Origin of the sequence: Burkholderia sp. Se-20373 (assembly GCF_017104705.1) — a bacterium.
Lineage (GTDB): Bacteria > Pseudomonadota > Gammaproteobacteria > Burkholderiales > Burkholderiaceae > Burkholderia.
The window spans coordinates 1-19,002 of record NZ_JAAGPH010000028.1 but is presented as its reverse complement, the minus strand read 5'-3'; the positions used below and the strand labels follow the sequence as shown (position 1 = coordinate 19,002).

The following is a 19,002-nucleotide window of genomic DNA, read 5'->3' as shown; positions in this document are numbered from 1 at the left end:
TTATCGGAGCGATCCGACCGTCATTGATGAATCGTATTCTGGTAAAACGAGTAGGCGTCGTCGATCGCGTCGAAAGTATGCAGCTTGCCCTCTACGAGGACCGCTGCATGATCGCAGTGCTGCCGGATGTAGCCTGCATCGTGGCTGACGATAATCAGCGAGCGGTCGCGGCGTCGTTCGAACAGTTCGTGGTGACATTTCTCATGGAACCGACTGTCCCCGACGGCGATGATCTCGTCGATCAGAAAACAATCAAATTCGATAGCCATCGAGATCGCGAAAGCCAGCCGTGCTCGCATCCCCGCCGAGTAGGTTTTGACGGGCTCGCGCAGGTAGTAGCCCAATTCCGAGAACTCCTGAACGAACGGCTCCGCCTGCGCCGCGTCGGCGCCATAGACGCGGCAGATGAAGCGCAGATTGTCCATGCCGGTCAGGCTGCCCTGGAATGCGCCGCCGAATGCAAGCGGCCAGGAAACGCTCATGGTGCGCGCCACCCGGCCGGACGTCGGCAACTCGGCACCGCTGATCATGCGGATCATCGTCGATTTGCCGGCGCCGTTGCGGCCGAGGATCCCCAGCTTCTGACCCTTGTCGACCCGCAGGTTGATACGATCCAGGACCGTGCGTCTGCCTTGGCGCGTATGGTAAGTCTTGATGACGTTGGTGAGTTCGATCATTCCGGTTCCACTCGCAGGCTGGTATCACGCACGAGCCACAGCCCGATCAGCAGCAGGACAAGATCCGAGATAACCATGTACGTGACATCGTAATGGGGTTTCACGAGTGAGCCGAAGTAACCTGCACGAAGCATTTCCGGGCCGTGCACCATCGGAATCCACAGCACGATCTTCTGTGCGGCGGGAGGCAACCATTGGACCATGAAGGCCGCGCCGGACAGCGGAAACAGCAGGTAGGCGACGGTATGCCAGAGACGATCGATCGTTTCGCTGCGCTCGCTGAGTGCGCCGATCGTGAAGCCAAGACCCGAGCCCAGTATGACGAGGAAGATCCACCCGCCCAACACGAGCGAAATGTCGTGAGGCGGATCCATCATGCCAAACATGATGAAAAAGATCGACAGGAACAGAAATGACCTCGTCGCACCGGATATCTCGACCAGCAGGCGCGCGATGAAGAAATCGATTACCCGCACGTTGCGGTGGTAGAGCAGGCTCTGATTCGGTTCGATGGCAAGGGCGCAGCGGTTCGCGCAGTTCCGCCAAAGCAGGATGGTCGAATAGCCGGTGACCGCGAATGCCGTGATCGGCAGATTGAGGCCGTGGGTGGCCTTGGTTGCCGTCCACAGCGCGGTCACGCCCAGCGTAAATGACATCGGCTCCAGAAAAACCCACAGGAATCCGAGATTGTGTCGGCCATAGCGCGTCAGAATCTCGCGCATCAGCAACGCGCCAACCACGCGACATTGAATCTGGAACGAGCGGTAGAGCGGTGTGTCGTGTGTCACCGTGCGCTCCGATCAGTCGTGGTGCTCGCGTACGCCTGCCAGCAGCAGGCTCAGCACGCCCCAGACAATCATGCCGACAGCGAATACCTCGAAAATCCGCTTGAGGCGTTTCGGTTCGATCGCCACGTCGGGCGTGTTCGGCTGGACGAGCCGCTCGAGATACAACTGCTTCCGCTGGGCTTCCGCGCGCGCATTCTCGAGGGCCGACATGGCGGACCCGAGTTGCTTGTCGGCGAATTGCGAATCCAGTTGCAGGCGTGCGTATGCGGCAGCCTTGTCGGACAGCGAGCCCTTGCCACCCGCGACATTGCCGGTGGCATCCTTGATTTGTGCTTCGAGCGCCGCGATGTTGGTCTTCAGAACCGGAATTTGCGGGTTCTGCGGCGAGATCGCGAGGAGCTGCAGCAGTTGCGAACGCGCCGCGAGCATCTGGTTTTGCAGCAAGGTGACCTGTTGCAACTGCAGCGCCGACTGCTTGTCGGGATCGAAGACCGTGTGCGAATTGCGATAGGTCGCCATCGCCGCTGCAGCGTCCTTGGCCTTCGCGGTGGCGAGTTCGACCTGGGCCTGCGCGAACTGAACGGTGTCGGTGGCCGCCCGCTCGTTCATACGGTTCACCAGGTGTTCGCTGATGTCGAGCAGCGTCGAGTTGATCCTGGCCGCATCCTGTGCCGTATAGGCGCGCACCTGCAGCGTCGTGATTGCCGATGCCGAGTCGAAGTCGACCGTCACGACGTGCTGGCCGTAGTATTTCCACAGCGATTCGAAGCTGTTGTCGATCCAGCTGTGGAAGCGACTGACGAAATCGCCGTGCTGCGAGTATGCGTCGACTATGTAGTTGTGCTGGTTCAGTTCCCGCAACGCGTCGCGGGACTGGATGTAGTCGATTACGGAATAGGTATCGTCCTGCGCCTTCCCGAAGGTCGTGCCTTGCAGGAGTGCACTGACCATGCTCGTCTGCGTCTGGCGCGATGCGGAGCGGACGACGAAGCGCGATTCCGAAACGTAGACGTCGGATGCAATCAGGCCGAAGTAAAGTGTTGCAATGGCCGTCGGGAGGATAACCGTCGCGGCGAACAGCCGATTGATCTTCTTGATCCGCGCACCGAGTTTTCCAGGCCGCTGCGCGGGCGATGTCGCCGTGCTACCTGATACGTTTTCCACCAACTTCTCTCATCCAGACTGATTGGCTCTTTGAACTCCACAAAAATACTGTGGCGAATTTATGACAAAAGAGCAGAATGTCGGTCAAGCATAACAAGCAATTATTCCACGGCAGTATTTTTCGCAGCCTTCGTGGGGAGGCTGCACGGCCCACCGGGTAAGGAATTAGTTAGGAATTGGCGCGCATCGCGCCGGCAGGATTCCGTCGGGCGGCTTAAAGTGCCCGGGGCCGCTGATTATACGATCCGATGCGAAATCCGCCAACTTGTGGCTATTTGGCACGGTCTGTATTTATTGCGTCCTCAATGCTATATTCGCGTCTCCCGGAGCGGCTGACAGTGCCCGCTGTTATTCAATGGAGAGCCTGGGCCGAGTTCGAGTCGACCCGTCGACATGCTCGGCGGGGCTCGTTTTGTCGGTCGACATTCGATGTCTCGCTCGTTTCTTGTATTGCAGGGCACGGCTTCACCTTTTTTCAGTCGTTTGTCCGGCGCGCTGCGCAGGCGTGGGCATGCGACGCACCGGGTCAATTTCTGCGGCGGCGATCTCCTGTATGGCGGTGCGAACGCGGCGCTGGATTACCGTGGCGAGCCGGCGGGCTTGCCTGACTGGTACGCGCAGATCGTGCGTTCAAAGGATATTTCGGACGTCATCATGTTTGGAGACTGCCGTGACATTCATCGACCCATGCACGACGTAGCGCAGGCCGGCGGGCTGAACGTCCACGTGTTCGAAGAAGGCTATATCCGCCCGCACTGGCTGACGCTCGAGCGGCATGGCGTCAACGGCCGCTCCCGGTTGCCGAGAGATCCGTCGTGGTATCTCGACCAGCGCGTCAGCACGCCGTCGAGCGCGCCGGGTCAGCCGACCGGCTACAATCTCTACGAGCGCGCGTTCCACGATATCAGCTATCGCGTCGCCAATACGCTTTTTGCGGCCCGCTTCCCGCATTACCGCAGCCATCGGCCGCGCAACGGGCTGGTCGAATACTCGGGGCTGGCGAGCCGCATGCTCAGCAAGCGGAGCTATGCCAGCGAAGCGGAGCAGGTCACGGACGAATTGCTAGTTTCAAGGCATCCGTACTACCTGTTCCCGCTCCAATTGAATTCCGATGCCCAGATCGTCGCTCACTCACCATTCGATGGCGTGCTGGCCGCAATTGACCAGGTGCTCGCGTCATTCGCCCGGCATGCGCGGGAGGACATGCATCTCGTCATCAAGAATCACCCGCTCGATACGGGGCTGATCGACTATCGCCGTCATGTGCGTCAACGTGCTGCCGAACTTGGGATCGGTGCTCGTCTGCGGTTCGTCGACGCAGGTCATCTGCCGACGCTGCTCGAGCACGCGCGTGGCGTCGTCGTGGTCAACAGTACCGTTGGGCTGTCCGCGCTGCACCATCGGCGGCCTCTGATCGCACTTGGCACGGCGATCTACGATATGCCGGGGCTGACGTGGCAGGGTGGGCTCGACGCATTCTGGCGCGACGCCGGGCCGCCTGACAGCGTGCTGTACCAGGCGTTTCTCGACTACGTGATGCATCACACGCAAATCAACGGCGATTTCTACACCCGAACCGGCATCGAGATGGCGGTCGCGGGAGCGGTCGAGCGCCTGGATCGCGCGGATGCCTGATCAACTGCCGCGCAGCATCGTCATCACCGGCGCGAGTGCCGGCCTCGGCCGTGCGCTGGCGCTCGCCTATGCGCAGCCGGGGACGACGCTCGGCATCGTCGGCCGCAATACCGCCGAGGTCGATGTAACCGCAGCTGCCTGCCGGGCGCGCGGCGCCACGGTCCATACGGGCACGGTCGACGTACGCGATGCGGCGTCGATTGCCGCGTGGTTGACCGAGTTCGACACCCGTCACCCGATCGACCTCCTGATCGCAAACGCCGGCGTGGCCAGCACGATCGCCGATGCGAGTGACTGGGAGGGCCTGGAGCGCACGGCTCACGTCATCGACACGAATCTCTACGGCGCATTGCACACGGTCCTGCCGGTTGTCGACCGGATGCGCGCGCGCAAGCGCGGCCGGATCGCGATGGTCAGTTCGATCGCGGCACTGCGCGGCATGGCGATCTCACCGGCCTATTGCGTGAGCAAGGCCGCGATCAAGGCCTATGGCGATTCCGTGCGCCCGCTGCTGGCGCGCGACGGCGTGGGCGTGACGGTCATCCTGCCCGGCTTCGTGAAGACGGCCATGAGCGATGTATTCCCTGGCGACAAGCCGTTCCTCTGGAGCGCCGAACGCTCGGCCGCCTACATCCGCCGACGGCTCGATGCGGGCCGAAGCGAGATCGCATTTCCCGGGTTGCTCGCATTCGGCATGCGCCTCCTGCCGCTGCTGCCCGCCGCACTCGCCGACGCGATCCTCGACCGCCTTTCGTATCTGCCGTCGAAGGACCGGGCCAATTGAGCGCGCGTCTCGCCGTGACGTTGACGGCCGCCGTCGCGCTGTCGTTCGCGGTCGACGCGATCGCTGTCCCGCGCGCGCCGCTGCGGCGACCGCCGCTGTCGTCAGTGCTTCACATTCTTTCCGTAGTCTTCCTGTTCGACGCGGTGTTCGCCGTCACGTCGCGGCCGCTTATCTCGGCCTGCACGGCACTGGCGCTCATCGGTCTTGTCGCCGCAGTCAGTAATGCGAAGTACGAGTCGTTGCGTGAGCCGTTCGTTTTTACCGATCTGAGCCTATTCAGTCAGTTGTTCTCGCATCCCCGTCTTTACCTGCCGTTCCTGAGCGTCGGCAAGGTTGTCGCGATCGGTGCCGGCATCGTGCTCGTGATCGCGGGCTTCGTCGTCGAGCGCCCCGCACCTGCAGGCTCCGGCATGCTGGCCTGGCTCACGGTCGGGTTGTCGTTCATGCTGGCCGTGCTCGTGGCCGCCCGTGTGCCGCTGACACTCGATCCCGATGCCGACCAGCGTCGCCACGGTTTTTTTGCTGTGTTCGTTGGCTATCTGCTCAACGGCTTGCGTCCCGCGACGTTTCGCCGGTTCCGCGAAGTTGTGGCGGCCGGACCGTTCGCAACCGGCAAGCCGGGTCGGCGCCCTGACGTGATCATGATCCAGAGCGAATCGTTCTTCGATGCGCGCCGGCTTGGAGAGGCGGTCGAGCCGAGTCTCTTCAGGCGCTTCGACGAGGCGCGTCGCGAGGCCGTCTGGCATGGCGAGATGACGGTCCCTGCGTGGGGGGCAAACACCATGCGAACGGAATTCGCGGTGCTAACCGGCACGGAATCCTTTTCGCTTGGATATGCGCGCTTTTATCCTTACGCATTTGTAAGAAATAAAATCTCTTCGCTCGCATCCTGGTTCAATAGTTGCGGCTACGATACAGTCGCGATTCATCCGTATTACGCCGATTTCTTCGGGCGGCACCGGGTATTTCCGTTGCTCGGCTTCACGCGTTTTCTCGATATCCGCCACTTTGAATCGGCCTCCCGTGCCGGTCCGTACGTGGCGGATGCCGCAGTGTCCGAGTCGATCTTCGCGGAACTCGATGAGGCGGGCGGCGACTGCCCGCGCTTCGTCTTTGCGATGACGATGGAAAATCACGGCCCGCTGCACCTGGAGCAGGTTTTGCCTGGGGAATCGTCTTCAAGGCATACTCTGGGCGAGGGCACTTCCTGGCGCGACCTGACTGCATACCTTCGCCACATTGAAAACGCCGACGCAATGATCGGGCGCTTGCTCGATCATTTGCGCACCAGTGATCGTGAAACAGTCGTTTGTTTTTACGGCGACCACGTTCCCGCGTTACCTCACGTATTCGAAAAGCTGGGCGTTTCTCCACAAACCAGCGACTACTTCATTTGGCGAAATTACGGCACAGATGCTCCCGAATGCCGGAATTTGGCAGCCGAAGAGCTTGGGGCGGCGCTGCTGCATGTGGTACAAGACGACGGAAATCGCGCGGAAGAACCGCACGCATCCGAGAAAGCGACATAAAAGATGAACAGCAAGATTGCAATAATTGGGGTGGCTTGTCGGTTTCCCGGAAGCGCGAACAATCTCGGCGACTTCTGGCAACTGCTGCGCGACGAACGCGACGCAGTCACCGAAATCCCCGCCGACCGCTTCGGCACCGACTTCTACCAGCACCCGTCCAAACGCGAGCCGGGCAAGAGCTACACGTTCTCGGCCGGCGTCGTCGACAACGTCGCCGGCTTCGATGCCGCGTTCTTCGGCATTTCCCCGCGCGAAGCGGCCCAGATGGACCCCCAGCAGCGCTTGCTGCTCGAACTTGCATGGGAAGCATTCGAGGATGCGGGCGTGCGCCCGGCCGACATGCGCGGCAGCAATTGCGGCGTCTTCGTCGGCGCCGCCAGCATGGATTACGGCAACCGCAACATGGACGATCTGAACGTGATCGATCCATATTCGGCGACCGGCAACACCCTGAGCATCGCGTCGAACCGCGTGTCCTACCTGTTCGACCTGCGCGGCCCGAGCATGTCCGTCGACACGGCCTGCTCGTCGTCGCTCGTCGCACTCCACCAGGCCGTCAAGGCGCTGCAGTCCGGCGAAGCCGACGTGACGCTCGCGGGCGGCGTCAACCTGCTGCTGCACCCGTTCGGTTTCGTCAGCTTCTCCAAGGCGTCGATGCTGTCGCCGCGCGGCCGTTGCCGCACGTTCGATGCAACCGGCGACGGCTATGTCCGCTCGGAAGGCGGCGCGTTCGTGCTGCTCAAGCCGCTCGATCGCGCGCTCGCCGACGGCGACACGATCCACGCGGTGATCGCCGGCTCCGGCGTGAACTCGGTCGGCCACACGCCGGGCGGCATCAGCGTGCCGGGCGCGGCCGCGCAGGCGTCGCTGCTTCGCAGCGTCTACGCGCGCGCGGGCATCGATCCGCAGTCGCTGGCCTATCTCGAAGCGCATGGCACCGGCACGGCGGTCGGCGATCCGATCGAGGCGCGTGCGCTGATCGACGTCGTGTCGGGCGAGCGCCCGGCGGATCGTCCGCTGCTGATCGGTTCGGTCAAGACCAATATCGGCCATCTCGAAACGGCATCCGGCATGGCCGGCTTGCTGAAGGCCGTGCTGTGCCTGAAGCATCGCGCGGTGCCGCGCTCGCTGCACTTCGTCACACCTAATCCCGGGATCGATTTCGACGGCGGGCGCCTGCGTGTCGTCGATCGCTACATGCCGCTCGACGCGGGCGACGCGCCCCTGACGATCGGCGTCAACTCGTTCGGCTTCGGCGGAACGAACGCGCACGTCGTGCTGACGGAGGCGCCGGTTGCAAACGAGGCGTCGACGGCCGCGCCCGAGCCGACGCACGCGCAACTGTCGCCGCTCGTGCTGACCGCGCGCAGCGCGAATGCGCTCGGCGCGCTCGCGGGCCGCTATCTGACAATGCTCGACAACGGCGGCGACTGGCAGGCGCTGGCCGCCGCGGCCGCACGTCGGCGCCAATGGCTGGAACACCGCGCAATCGTTGCACCGGCCAGCGTAGCCGAAGGCCGCGCCGCGCTTGCGGCACTGGCCCAGCCGGCAGCGGAAGGGCTGCCGGCCTGCGTGGCAACCGGCCAGGCCCCGGCCGATGCGGTGCGCACCGCGCTCGTCTTCTCGGGCAACGGCTGCCAGTGGGTCGGGATGGGCAACGAACTCTATGCGGAGAACGCCGTGTTCCGCGCGGCGCTCGACGAAGTCGACGCGCTGTGGTGTGCCGATGGCAGCTCGTCGCTCGTCGACGTGATGCGCGGCGGCGCGAGCGCGGAATGGCTGGCCGGCGCGGGCGCCGAATGGCTCGCCGCGACGGAGAACGCGCAGCCGCTACTGTTCGCGATCCAGGTCGGCATGATTCGCGTGATCGACGCGCGCGGGATGCGTTACGACGCGGCGATCGGCCATAGCGTCGGCGAGATTGCCGCGGCGTGGGTGACGGGCGCGCTGTCGCTCGCCGACGCGGTTCGCGTGATCAAGATCCGCAGCCGCGCGCAGGCGATGACGCGCGGCAGCGGCCGGATGGCGGCCGTCGGCATCGGCGACGCGGCGGCGCGCGAACTGATCGCGCGCCACGGGCTGGCGCGGCGCGTCGAGATCGCGGGCATCAACAGCCCCGACGCGGTGACGCTCGCGGGCGAGCTGCAGGGCTTGCAGGCACTGGAGGCCGCGCTGCGCGGCAGCGGCAAGTTCTTCCAGATGCTGGATCTCGACTACGCGTTCCACAGCAGCCACATGGACCGCATCGAGCCGGTCGTGCTGGCCGAGCTGGCGAGCCTGCGGCCCCAGCCGGGCAACGGCACGTTCGTGTCGACCGTGACCGGCGGCGCGCTGGCCGGCACCGAGCTCGACGCCCGCTACTGGTGGCGCAATATTCGCGAGCCGGTGCGCTTCGGCGACGGCATCGCACATCTGATCGAGCAGGGCGTCCGGCTGTTCGTCGAGGTCTCGCCGCATTCGATCCTGCGCACGTACGTGAAGCAGGCATTCGCGGCCGCCGGCGCGACCGGCGTGGCGCTGCCGACGCTCAAGCGCGATCACGGCAGCGCGGCGACGCTGCGGCAAGCGATTCTCGCGGCGATCGCGCACGGTGCGAGCGTCGATCCCGACCGCTTCGCGCCGGGCGATGCGCGTGCGGCATTGCCGTCCTATCCGTGGCAGCGCGACCACTTCTGGCTGACGCCGACCGTCGAAGGCTACGGCCTCGTCAATCGTCGTCGCGAGCATCCGCTGCTCGGCTACCGCCTGCACGAACACGCATTCGCGTGGGAAAACCAGCTCGATCCGGCGAAGCTGCCGATGCTGGCCGATCACGTCGTCGACGGCGGCGTGGCGTTCCCGGGTGCGGGCTACGTGGAAATGGCGCTCGCCGCGGCACGCACCTTCTTCGATACGCCGGATGCGGCACTCGAAAACGTCGAGATCCGCACGCCGGTGGTATTCCAGCCGCAGCAGGCGAAGCTGTTCCGGCTCGTGATCGAGCCGCGTACCGCGACCTTCACGATCGAGACGCGCGACCGGATGTCCGACGGGGCATGGACGCTGAACGTGACGGGGCGGATGCTGGAAAGCGGCAACACGCTCGGCGATGCGAGCGTCGTGCCGTCCGATGCGCTCGATCGCCTGCTCGCGGTGCCCGCCGCCGAAGGCGACACGCTGTACGCAAACACGGCGGCCATTGGCCTCAGCTACGGTCCGGCATTCCGCTGGGTTCGCACCGTGCGGGTCGCCGCGGATGACGGTGCGGCGCTGGCCGACATTGCAGCGCCGGCCGCATGCGGCGACGCGCGGGCATTGTCCGCCTATCTGCTGCATCCGGCGCTGATGGACAGCGGGTTTCATCCGCTGTTCGCACTGCTGGCGGCGCATGCGCGCGAAGGCGAGCATCCGGCTTACGTGCCGGTGCAGATCGGCCGGGTCGACTATCTGCGCGGCGACACGGTCGAGCGGGTGCTCGTGCGGATTGATCGCCACAGCCCGCATTCGATCGTCGCGCATTTCGAATTCCTCGACGCGCGCGGCGCGATCGTCGTGCGGCTCGGCGCTTGCCGGTTCCGGCGCGTCGACCTCGTCGGCCGCCGGCAGAACCCGCCCGCGCGCTTCGTCTACCGTCTTGAAGAGGTGCCGCTGCCGGGTGACGTCAATGCAGCCGGTTTGCCGGCCCCCGACACGTTGCTCGCGCATGCTGCCGCGCGGCTCGATGCAGCCGGGCACGACGGCCGCCGGACGCAGCATCTGACCGAAATCCTGCCGCTGCTTGATGTGCTGGCGAGCCTCTACGCGCTCCGCGCGTTCGATGCGCTCGGCGCATTCGCCGGCACATGGCAGCCGGCGGCCGGGCGTGAGGCACTGGCCGCACGTCTTGCCGACATGCTGGTCGAGGACGGTCTCGCTCATCGCGCTGGCGCGCTGCTCGTGCGCGACGACGCGGCGTGCGCGGCGTTGCCGCCGCTCGACGAGCTGTGGCGCGGGCTGCTGGCCGAATCGCCGGGGCACGTGGCCGAGCTGACGCTGCTCGCGCATTGCGGCGCCGCGTTGCCGGACGTGCTGAATGGCGCGAAGGACGGTGCCCGTCTGCTGTCGCCGACCGGGCATAGCCTGGTCGAACAACTCCTGGCCGCATCGCCGACGTGGCAGCACGTGCACGCGTTGCTGGCCGCGAGCGTCGAGCAGGCGGTGGACGCATGGCAACCGGCACGCCGGTTGCGCGTGCTCGAGCTGGGCGCGACGGATGGCGACGTGCTGCAGACGCTCGGCATGCATCTCGCGGCCGCGCGCTGCGATCACACAATTGCGGCGACTGCCGGCCAACTTGCCGGGTTCGACGCGGATGCGGAAGCGGCGGTGCGCACGGTTGCGTTGCAGTCAGGCGAGCGGCTGTCGCTGGCGGCCGACGAAGCCGGCCCTTACGACCTGATCGTCGCGAACCGCGCGTTGAGCGGCCGGCACGATGTGGCCGACGCGCTGAATGCAATGCGGTCATGGCTGGCGCCTGGCGGATTGCTGCTGCTGGCCGAGTCGCGTCGTGGCCGTTTCTCCGACATCGTATTCGGCGCGCAGGCTTCGTCGACGGAAGCCGATGCGTCCGCGCCACTGACACCGGCGGATCTCGATGCGGCGCTCGAACGCGCGGGCTTCGTCGACGTCGTGCGGCACGTCGAGCAATCGCTCGATCTGGACGGCACGCCGACGTTCGTCATCGCGCGCAACCCCGCGAGTGCCGTGGTCGCGCAACGCGGCGAGGATCAGAGCGATCTCGATACGCTTGCACGCAGCGAGCAATGGCTCGTCGTGCACGCACCGGATGCCGCCGGCAGTTTCGGCGGGCGGCTGGCCGACGCACTGGCGCGCGCGGGCTATCCGGCCGATATCGTCGACGTCACGCACGCGGCCGATGCGATCGCGTCGTTGCCGGCCGGCCGGCCGGCGCATGTCGTCTTCTGCGCGCCGGAAACGCCGCTCGCCGAATCGGCGACGGGCGATGGCCTGATGGCCGCGCAGCGTAACGGCGTGATCGCTCTTGCGGAACTCGTTCGCACGCTCGGTGCGCAGCCGAACGCGAACGCGGCCTCGCGGCTGACCGTCGTCACGCGCGGCGGCGCGCCGTTCGCCGGGACCGCGAATGCGCATCCGGAACAGGCCACGCTGTGGGGTCTCGGTCGCGTGCTGGCGAACGAGCATCCCGAACTCGCGTGCCGCCTGATCGACGTTGATCGGGCGGCGGACCGGATCCCCGACGCGCTGATTCGCGAGCTGACCGGCGCGGCGGTCGAGGAAGAGGTCGTCCTCGGCGCACACGGGCGGCAGGTGCCGCGCATGCTGACGGCCGCGCAGGCGGCGGCCCGCAACGATGGCACGATCGCGCGTGCGGCCGTGCTCGCGTTCGATGCGCCGGGCTCGTTGCGCAATCTCGAATGGTTCGCGTTGCCGGAAAGCCCGCTGGGCGACGACGAGGTGGAGATCGAGCCCGTTGCCACCGGCCTCAATTTCCGCGACGTGATGTATGCGATGGGGCTCTTGTCCGATGAAGCGGTCGAGACCGGCTTCGCGGGCGCGACGATCGGCATGGAACTGTCCGGCCGCGTCGTGCGGGTGGGCAACGCCGTGACGGAATTCGCGCCGGGCGATGCGATGCTCGGCTTCGCGCCGGCTTCGTTCGCGACGCGCGTCAGGACGCGCGCGCAAGCGATCGCACTGAAACCCGAGCGGTTGTCGTTCGAGGAAGCGGCGACCGTACCGACCACGTTCTTCACCGCGTACTACGCACTCGTCGAGCTCGCGCGTCTGCGTCGCGGCGAGCGCGTGCTCGTGCACGGCGGCGCGGGTGGGGTCGGGATCGCCGCGATCCAGCTCGCGCGCCACTTCGGCGCGGAAGTGTTCGCGACGGCCGGCAGCGACGAGAAGCGCGAGTTCGTGCGCCTGCTCGGCGCCGACCACGTGCTCGATTCGCGCAGCCTCGCGTTCGCGGACGAGATTCGCGCGCTGACGGGTGGCCAGGGCATCGACATCGTGCTGAATTCGCTCGCGGGCGAAGCGATGGTGCGCAGCATCGATACGCTGCGGCCGTTCGGTCGTTTCCTCGAGCTCGGCAAGCGCGACTTCTACGAAAACAGCCATATCGGGCTGCGGCCGTTCCGCAACAACATCAGCTATTTCGGCATCGACGCCGACCAGTTGATGGGGGCGTTGCCGGAGCTGACCGCGCGCCTGTTCGGCGAAGTGATGGCGCTGTTCGAGGCAGGCGTGCTGCATCCGCTGCCGTATCGCGCGTTTCCGGCCGAACGGGCGGAAGATGCGTTCCGCTACATGCAGCAGGCGCGCCAGATCGGCAAGGTGCTCGTGACCTATCCGTCCGGCACGCCGGCCCCGACGCGCGGCGTTACGCGCGCGGGTTCGCTCGCGCTCGATCCGCATGGCACGTACCTGGTGGTTGGCGGCACGGGCGGGCTCGGTTTCGCGAGCGCGCGCTGGATGGTCGAGCGTGGCGCACGCCGGCTGACGCTGGCGAGCCGTTCCGGCGAGCTCGCTGCTGCCGCACGCGAGGAAGTCGAGCGCTGGCGCACGACGCTCGGCGTCACGGTCGATGTCGTGGCGTGCGATGTGACCGACGCAGCGGCAGTCGACGCGATGATCGAGGCCGTCCGGCGCGGCAGCCCGCTCAAGGGCGTGCTGCATTCCGCGATGTCGATCGACGACGGGCTCGTGCGCAATCTCGACGATGCGCGCATGGCCGCGGTGCTCGCACCGAAGGTGGCCGGCGCGTGGAACCTGCATCGCGCGACGCGCGCGTTGCCGCTCGACCTGTTCGTGGTCTATTCGTCGGCGACGACCTATCTCGGCAATCCGGGGCAGTCGAACTACGTCGCGGCCAACACCTTCCTCGAGGCACTCGTCGAACATCGTCGCGCGGAGGGATTGCCGGGTACGTTCATGGCCTGGGGGCCGCTCGAGGACGTCGGCTTCCTCGCGCGCCACGCGGATACGCGCGAGGCGTTGCAGTCGCGGATCGGCGGTGCGTCGATCACGTCCGACGAGGCGATGGTCGCGCTCGAGCGCGTACTGGTGGCGGGCGCGGCAGGCGAAGCCGTGGTCCGGCTCGACTGGCACGCGGTAGCGCGCGGCATGCCGGCCGCGAAGGCCCGCCGGTATTCGCTGCTGCAATCGCACGCGAGCGGCGGCGATGCGCGCGACGGCGGCACGCAGTTGCGGGAAGAAGTGCTGGCGTTGCCGCGCGACGAAGCGATCGCGCTGGTGGCGCGGACGCTGCAGGCGCAGATCGCGCGGATTTTGCACATGACGCCGGACCGCATCGCGCTCGACAAGTCGGTGCTCGACATGGGCATGGATTCGCTGATGGGGATGGAACTCGGCCTCGCGGTCGAGGAAGCGTTCGAGGTCAAGCTGTCGGTGATGGCGATTGCCGAGGGCGCGTCGGTGACGACGCTGGCCGGACGTATCGTCGATTCGATCGGCGCGTCGACCGATGCGGATGCCGGTTCGGCGACGGATGCCGCGCAGGAGGCCGTCGCGGCGCTCGCGGCGAAGCATGCGATCGACGGCGAAGCGCGTGCGATGCTCGATACGCGGCAGGCGTCCGTGGCGGGCCAGGCGTCGCCGACGCTGGCGGTCGCGCGATGAGCGCGCCGTCCGGCTGGTCAACGCAGCAGGGCACGCTGGCACGACCGCTGGCGATCGACGGTCATGGGCTGCACACGGGGCGCCGGGTCGGTGTACGGATCCTGCCCGCTCGTCCGGAAGAGGGCGTGACGGGCATCACGTTCCGTCGCGTCGCGCAGGGGCGCACGCTCGCGACGCTGCCGGTCGATCCCGCGCTGCGCCGCGCGCAGCCGCTGTGCACGATGCTGCGCAATGCCGACGGCGTCGGCGTTCGCACGATCGAGCATCTGCTCGCGTCGCTGCTCGCGTGCGAGATCGATCACGCGATCGTCGAGATCGATGCCGAGGAAGTACCGATTCTCGATGGCAGCGCCGCGCCGTGGGTGGACGCCATCCGCGCGTGCGGCCGTGTCGCGCTCGATGCGCCGAAGCGCTTCATCCGCGTGCTGCGGCCCGTCGTCGTCACGGATGGCAACGGCGACCAGCGGCGCGAAATGCGGATCGAGCCGGCGCCGCGTTACGAACTGAGCGTGCGCAACGACCTGCGCGGCTTCGGCGACATGCACTGGGACGGTGCGTTGACGCCGGCCGCATTCGCGACCGAAATCGCGCCGTCGCGCTCGTACGGCCGCGTGAAGTGGGCGGTACCCGCGATCGTCGCCGGTTATCTGCGCGGGGTGCCGATCCTGCGCGGCGCGCGGCCGTCGTGCACGGCGTCCATCGTCGGCAATCGCGTGCTGGGCGGGATGCGGCTGCCGGAAGAGTTCGTCCGGCATCGCGTGCTCGACCTGGTCGGCGATCTGGCGCTGGCCGGCGCGCCGCTGCTGGCGCGCGTGAGTGCGCTGCGGCCGAGCCACGAGATGAATTTCCGGCTGGTCGACGCGCTGCTGGCCCAACCCGACGCATGGCAGTGGACTGAGTTTCCCGACGCGTGACACCACGCTTTTTCATATTGCGCGGCGTAACATAGCGTCTTTTCGAGATAAAGCGAAGGAAGCAATGGCACTGGGAGAGCATCTTCGCCAGCAACTGGCGGCGAAAGCGCTGAAACGGCAACTGGAGCGCGCAACGGATGCTGCCGCGGCACCGGGCGTGCCCGGCACGCAGGCCGCACAGACCGCGTCGGCGCGCAGCCGCTTCGAATCGATGCCGCAGTATCAGCAGGTCCGGATCATGCGCGAGATGGGCGAGAAGCTGCGCGTCGACTCGCCGTTTTTCCGCGTGCATGAAGGCGTGGCCGGTGCGACGACGCAGATCGGCGGCCGCGAGTACCTGAACTTCGCGAACTACAACTACCTCGGCCTGGCCGGCGATCCGGCCGTGTCGTCACGTGCGAAAGCCGCGATCGACCGTTACGGCACGTCGGCCTCCGCGAGCCGGATGGTCGCGGGCGAGCGTCCGGTGCAGCGCGACCTCGAGCGCGCGCTGGCCGCGTTCTACGAGACCGACGACTGTGTCGCGTTCGTGAGCGGCCATGCGACGAACGTGACCGTGATCGGTGCGCTGTTCGGCCCCGGCGATCTGGTCGTCCACGATTCGCTCGCGCACAACAGCATCGTGCAGGGCGCGCAGCTGAGCGGCGCGAAGCGGCTGAGCTTCGCGCACAACGACTGGCAGGCGCTCGACGAACTGCTGTCGCGCGTGCGCCGCGAATACCGGCACGTGCTGATCGCGATCGAAGGGCTGTACAGCATGGACGGCGATTTCCCCGACTTGCAGCGCTTCGTCGACGTGAAGACGCGCCACGGTGCATTCCTGCTGGTCGACGAGGCGCATTCGCTCGGTGTGCTCGGCGCGACCGGCAAGGGCATCCGCGAGCACTGCGGCGTCGCGCCCGACCAGGTCGACATGTGGATGGGCACGATGAGCAAGACGCTGGCCGGCTGCGGCGGGTTCATCGCCGGCTGCCAGCCGCTGGTCGACATGCTGCGCCATCTGGCGCCGGGTTTCCTGTACAGCGTCGGGCTCGCGCCGACGCTCGCCGAAGCGTCGTTGGCGGCGCTCGAGCGTCTGCAGGCCGAGCCGGAGCGCGTCGCGCAACTGCAGGCGCGCGGGCGGCAGTTCCTGACCGAGGCGCGCGCCGCCGGGTTGAACACGGGCACGAGTGCCGGGTTCGCGGTCGTGCCGGTGATCACGGGGAGCTCGCTGAAGGCCGCGCAATGGGCCAATGCGATGTTCGACGAAGGGATCAACGTGCAGCCGATCTTCTATCCGGCCGTCGAGGAAAAGGCTGCGCGCCTGCGCTTCTTCATCTGCTCGACGCACGAGCCGGAACAGATCAGCCGGACGGTCGCCGTGTTATCGCGACTCGCGGGGCGCAGCGGATGACGCTGGCCGGTGCGTTCGCGCAAGCGGCTCCGCGTGCCGGCGAGCGCGTGCGGTTTCGTGCGGCCGAGGCGAATGACGCGGCGTCGTGCGGGCCGCTCGTGTTTGCGTCCGGTGTGGCGGAATTCGGGTTTTTTCTCGGCGAAAGCGATGCGCGCTGCATCGCTTTCCTGCAGCAGGCATTCCGGTCGCGCCATGGGCGCTTTTCGTGGCGCCGGCATCGCGTCGCGGTCGCTGACGACGGCACCGTGCTCGCCGTGATGGCGATTCACGACGGGCAACGGACGATGTTCGACGACGTGCATGTTGTGTGGGCACTGGCGCGCTTCTTCGGCGTGCGCCGCACGATCGGGCAGCTGTTGCGCGGGCTGATTCTCGAAACGGAAATTCCGGCACCGAAGCGTTCGCAGATTCTCGTCGCGCATTGCGCAACCGACGAGCGACAGCGCGGGACGGGGATCTTCAGCGCGTTGTTCCGTGACGCGCTGGACACGGGGGCATTGCCGGCCGACGGCAGCCGCGATGTCGTCCTCGACGTGCTGACCCGCAACGCGAGGGCCCGCGCGCTGTACGAACGGCTCGGGTTCACCGCAATGCCGCGGCCGCGCGCCCGTTCGCGCCGGCTGCCCGCCGGACTTGATTCGGTTCGGATGCGGTTTGATCGTCGCGCCTGACGGCGCGTATGGCAGCCTGCCGCGCTATTTCCGCCGCGGCCCGAACGGCCGCTGCTGCACATCGGCCCCCTGCGCGACGATTGCCGTGCTCTCCGGTACTTCCTCCCACGCGCCCCGCAAGTCGACGAGCGGCTCGGACACGACCATGAACGCGTCGTCGCCGGCTTCGGCGATGCGCGGGTTGTGCGGATACAGCTCGTGCAGGTGCTTGAACGACGTGCTGTGGAACAGCGAGCGCGACTGCCGTTCGCTCGAATAGCGCACTGCAATGATCCGTTCGCCGTCGGTCGCGCAGATCGTCATGTTGAGCGGGTCGGCCACGCGATGCCGCGCGGCGCTCTCCTCGACCACGCCGACCATCCGCTCGAGCGCCGGCAGCGGCGTCTGCTCGAGGCCGTAGGTCAGCGCGAGGCGGAACATCAGTTCGGAGTCGGTCGAGCCTTCGAGTGTCGGGAACAGCGCGGGATCGACCTTCATCGTCAGGTCGCGGCGCAGCTTGTGGAAGTCGCGGATCAGCCCGTTGTGCGCGAACAGCCAGCGGCCGTGGCGGAACGGGTGGCAGTTGGTTTCCTGTACGGGGGTGTCGGTGGCCGCGCGGATGTGCGCGATGAACATCCGCGAGCGGATCGCGCGTGCGGCTTCGCGCAGGTTGCGGTCGTTCCACGCGGGATGCACGGAGCGGTAGCGGAACGGGAGTTCGTCGGGGCGCCCGTACCAGCCGATGCCGAAGCCGTCGCCGTTGGTGGTCGTCGCCCCCAGCTCCGAATGCAGGCTCTGGTCGATCAGCGAATGCTTCGCGCGGAACAGGACGGTCTCGAGATGAATCGGATTACCCGTATAGGCGAGCCAGCGGCACATGGAGCGCTCCTTCACGATGGATCGTTCGCAGCATGGTAGCCGACTTCGCGGCGTATCCGTGCCCGGGTGCACGTGGCCAGTCATTCGGGCAGGTAAGCTGGCCAATCTTCATACATCGGTTGCCTGCACGGACGCGCGATGCGCAACCGCGCGGCCATGTAGCCCATGCGACCAATGCGGCCGGGCGCCCCCTGACGGCAGCGCCGCGGCCATCAGGTTCACTCGCCGAGCGCGTCCATCACTCGCGCCGAATAGACGAGCGCCGCGCCCGCGTTCAGCGCAATCGCGACGCCGAGCGCTTCCGCCACTTCCTCCTTGGTCGCGCCATGCTTGGCCGCTTCCGCGGTGTGCACGGCAATACAGCCGTCGCAGCGCGTCGTGACGGCGACCGCGAGCGCGATCAGTTCGCGCGTCTTCGCGTCGAGGTGGCCCGTCTTGGCGCCGGCACCCGACAGCGCCTTGTAGCCAGCCAGCGTATCGGGCGACAGCTTGGCGATCTCGCCGATGCGCGTCGAGAGTTCCTTCCGGTATTCGTTCCAGTTCAGCATGATGCGTCCTTTCGAGTAGGGGTGAGGAGGGCGGCGGGTGCCGCGATCTCGGGCGATGCAGGGCTATTCTGATCGCTCGCGCTGAGGGTTTCGATACGCTAGAGTGTCATTTTTTAGCGCGATCGTCTCATGGATGCGTTGAGTCAACTCCTGTCGCTGGGCCGCAGCCATGTCGAGCTCGACGTGCGCTGCCTGCTCGACGGGCCGTTCGCGATGCCGCACGACCCGCTGCCGTCCGGCGAGGCGGCGTTTCACCTGGTGCTGGCCGGAACCTGCCGGCTGCGTACCGCGGACGGGCGCACGCTGCAGCTCGCCGACGGCGATTTCGTGCTGCTGCCCGCGGGTGGCGCGCACGACCTGCTCGACGCAGGGGCCGGCCGGCAGCTCGGACGAGCACACGTCT

13 protein-coding genes are annotated in these 19,002 nt (G+C 66.6%); 8 read left to right on the top strand and 5 right to left on the bottom strand.

Features of this window, described 5'->3' with window-relative positions; genetic code table 11:
* Nucleotides 1–20: 20 nt before the first annotated feature.
* Genes G3N96_RS12380 through G3N96_RS12370 form a run of 3 tightly spaced genes read right to left on the bottom strand, consistent with a single transcriptional unit; the run spans nt 21 to nt 2,629 of the window.
* Nucleotides 21–677: an ABC transporter ATP-binding protein gene (locus G3N96_RS12380; RefSeq protein WP_071333970.1), complete on the bottom strand. Its 657-nt coding sequence runs from the start codon at nt 675–677 to the stop codon at nt 21–23.
* Nucleotides 674–1,465 carry an ABC transporter permease gene (locus G3N96_RS12375; protein WP_346778888.1) on the bottom strand — a complete coding sequence of 264 codons (792 nt, stop codon included), beginning with the start codon at nt 1,463–1,465 and terminating at the stop codon, nt 674–676. The genes G3N96_RS12380 and G3N96_RS12375 overlap by 4 nt, the downstream gene beginning before the upstream one ends.
* A 12-nt stretch (nt 1,466–1,477) precedes the next feature.
* Nucleotides 1,478–2,629, bottom strand: a complete 1,152-nt coding sequence (locus G3N96_RS12370; protein WP_206137389.1) for a hypothetical protein — start codon at nt 2,627–2,629, stop codon at nt 1,478–1,480.
* Between the two features lie 429 nt (nt 2,630–3,058).
* Between G3N96_RS12370 and G3N96_RS12365 the strand changes: the two genes are divergently transcribed.
* The 7 genes from G3N96_RS12365 to G3N96_RS12335 all read left to right on the top strand — a co-directional run bounded on the left by G3N96_RS12365 (nt 3,059) and on the right by G3N96_RS12335 (nt 17,193).
* Nucleotides 3,059–4,264 (top strand): capsular biosynthesis protein, encoded by a 1,206-nt coding sequence (locus tag G3N96_RS12365; RefSeq protein ID WP_206137388.1) that lies wholly within the window; start codon nt 3,059–3,061, stop codon nt 4,262–4,264.
* A complete protein-coding gene (locus G3N96_RS12360; RefSeq protein WP_206137387.1) occupies nt 4,257–5,048 on the top strand; it encodes an SDR family NAD(P)-dependent oxidoreductase in 792 nt (263 codons plus the stop codon). Before G3N96_RS12365 ends, G3N96_RS12360 begins: the two co-directional genes overlap by 8 nt.
* Nucleotides 5,045–6,577: an LTA synthase family protein gene (locus G3N96_RS12355; RefSeq protein WP_206137386.1), complete on the top strand. Its 1,533-nt coding sequence runs from the start codon at nt 5,045–5,047 to the stop codon at nt 6,575–6,577. The genes G3N96_RS12360 and G3N96_RS12355 overlap by 4 nt, the downstream gene beginning before the upstream one ends.
* A 3-nt stretch (nt 6,578–6,580) precedes the next feature.
* Nucleotides 6,581–14,215, top strand: coding sequence for a type I polyketide synthase (locus G3N96_RS12350; RefSeq protein WP_206137385.1), 7,635 nt, complete (start codon nt 6,581–6,583; stop codon nt 14,213–14,215).
* Nucleotides 14,212–15,129: a UDP-3-O-acyl N-acetylglycosamine deacetylase gene (locus G3N96_RS12345; protein WP_206137384.1), complete on the top strand. Its 918-nt coding sequence runs from the start codon at nt 14,212–14,214 to the stop codon at nt 15,127–15,129. Before G3N96_RS12350 ends, G3N96_RS12345 begins: the two co-directional genes overlap by 4 nt.
* Before the next feature lie 64 nt (nt 15,130–15,193).
* Nucleotides 15,194–16,522, top strand: a complete 1,329-nt coding sequence (locus G3N96_RS12340) for an aminotransferase class I/II-fold pyridoxal phosphate-dependent enzyme (RefSeq protein ID WP_206137383.1) — start codon at nt 15,194–15,196, stop codon at nt 16,520–16,522.
* The gene (locus tag G3N96_RS12335; RefSeq protein WP_206137382.1) at nt 16,519–17,193 is read left to right on the top strand and encodes a GNAT family N-acetyltransferase; all 675 of its coding nucleotides are present in this window, start codon (nt 16,519–16,521) and stop codon (nt 17,191–17,193) included. The genes G3N96_RS12340 and G3N96_RS12335 overlap by 4 nt, the downstream gene beginning before the upstream one ends.
* Before the next feature lie 24 nt (nt 17,194–17,217).
* On the opposite strand, the gene G3N96_RS12330 is transcribed toward G3N96_RS12335, so the two are convergent.
* Complete coding sequence (locus tag G3N96_RS12330) at nt 17,218–18,051, bottom strand: class II glutamine amidotransferase (protein ID WP_206137381.1); 834 nt, start codon at nt 18,049–18,051, stop codon at nt 17,218–17,220.
* A gap of 218 nt (nt 18,052–18,269) precedes the next feature.
* Nucleotides 18,270–18,599, bottom strand: coding sequence for a carboxymuconolactone decarboxylase family protein (locus G3N96_RS12325; protein ID WP_011351062.1), 330 nt, complete (start codon nt 18,597–18,599; stop codon nt 18,270–18,272).
* 129 nt (nt 18,600–18,728) lie between these two features.
* Between G3N96_RS12325 and G3N96_RS12320 the strand changes: the two genes are divergently transcribed.
* On the top strand, nt 18,729–19,002 hold a 274-nt coding region (locus G3N96_RS12320), incomplete at its 3' end, for a cupin domain-containing protein (protein WP_206137380.1).

Coding starts and splice junctions, on each gene's coding strand:
- G3N96_RS12325 (WP_011351062.1), bottom strand. CDS start 18,599: ATGCTGAACTGGAACGAATACCGGAAGGAACTCTCGACGCGCATCGGC.
- G3N96_RS12350 (WP_206137385.1), top strand. CDS start 6,581: ATGAACAGCAAGATTGCAATAATTGGGGTGGCTTGTCGGTTTCCCGGA.
- G3N96_RS12380 (WP_071333970.1), bottom strand. CDS start 677: ATGATCGAACTCACCAACGTCATCAAGACTTACCATACGCGCCAAGGC.
- G3N96_RS12335 (WP_206137382.1), top strand. CDS start 16,519: ATGACGCTGGCCGGTGCGTTCGCGCAAGCGGCTCCGCGTGCCGGCGAG.
- G3N96_RS12360 (WP_206137387.1), top strand. CDS start 4,257: ATGCCTGATCAACTGCCGCGCAGCATCGTCATCACCGGCGCGAGTGCC.
- G3N96_RS12345 (WP_206137384.1), top strand. CDS start 14,212: ATGAGCGCGCCGTCCGGCTGGTCAACGCAGCAGGGCACGCTGGCACGA.
- G3N96_RS12340 (WP_206137383.1), top strand. CDS start 15,194: ATGGCACTGGGAGAGCATCTTCGCCAGCAACTGGCGGCGAAAGCGCTG.
- G3N96_RS12365 (WP_206137388.1), top strand. CDS start 3,059: ATGTCTCGCTCGTTTCTTGTATTGCAGGGCACGGCTTCACCTTTTTTC.
- G3N96_RS12330 (WP_206137381.1), bottom strand. CDS start 18,051: ATGTGCCGCTGGCTCGCCTATACGGGTAATCCGATTCATCTCGAGACC.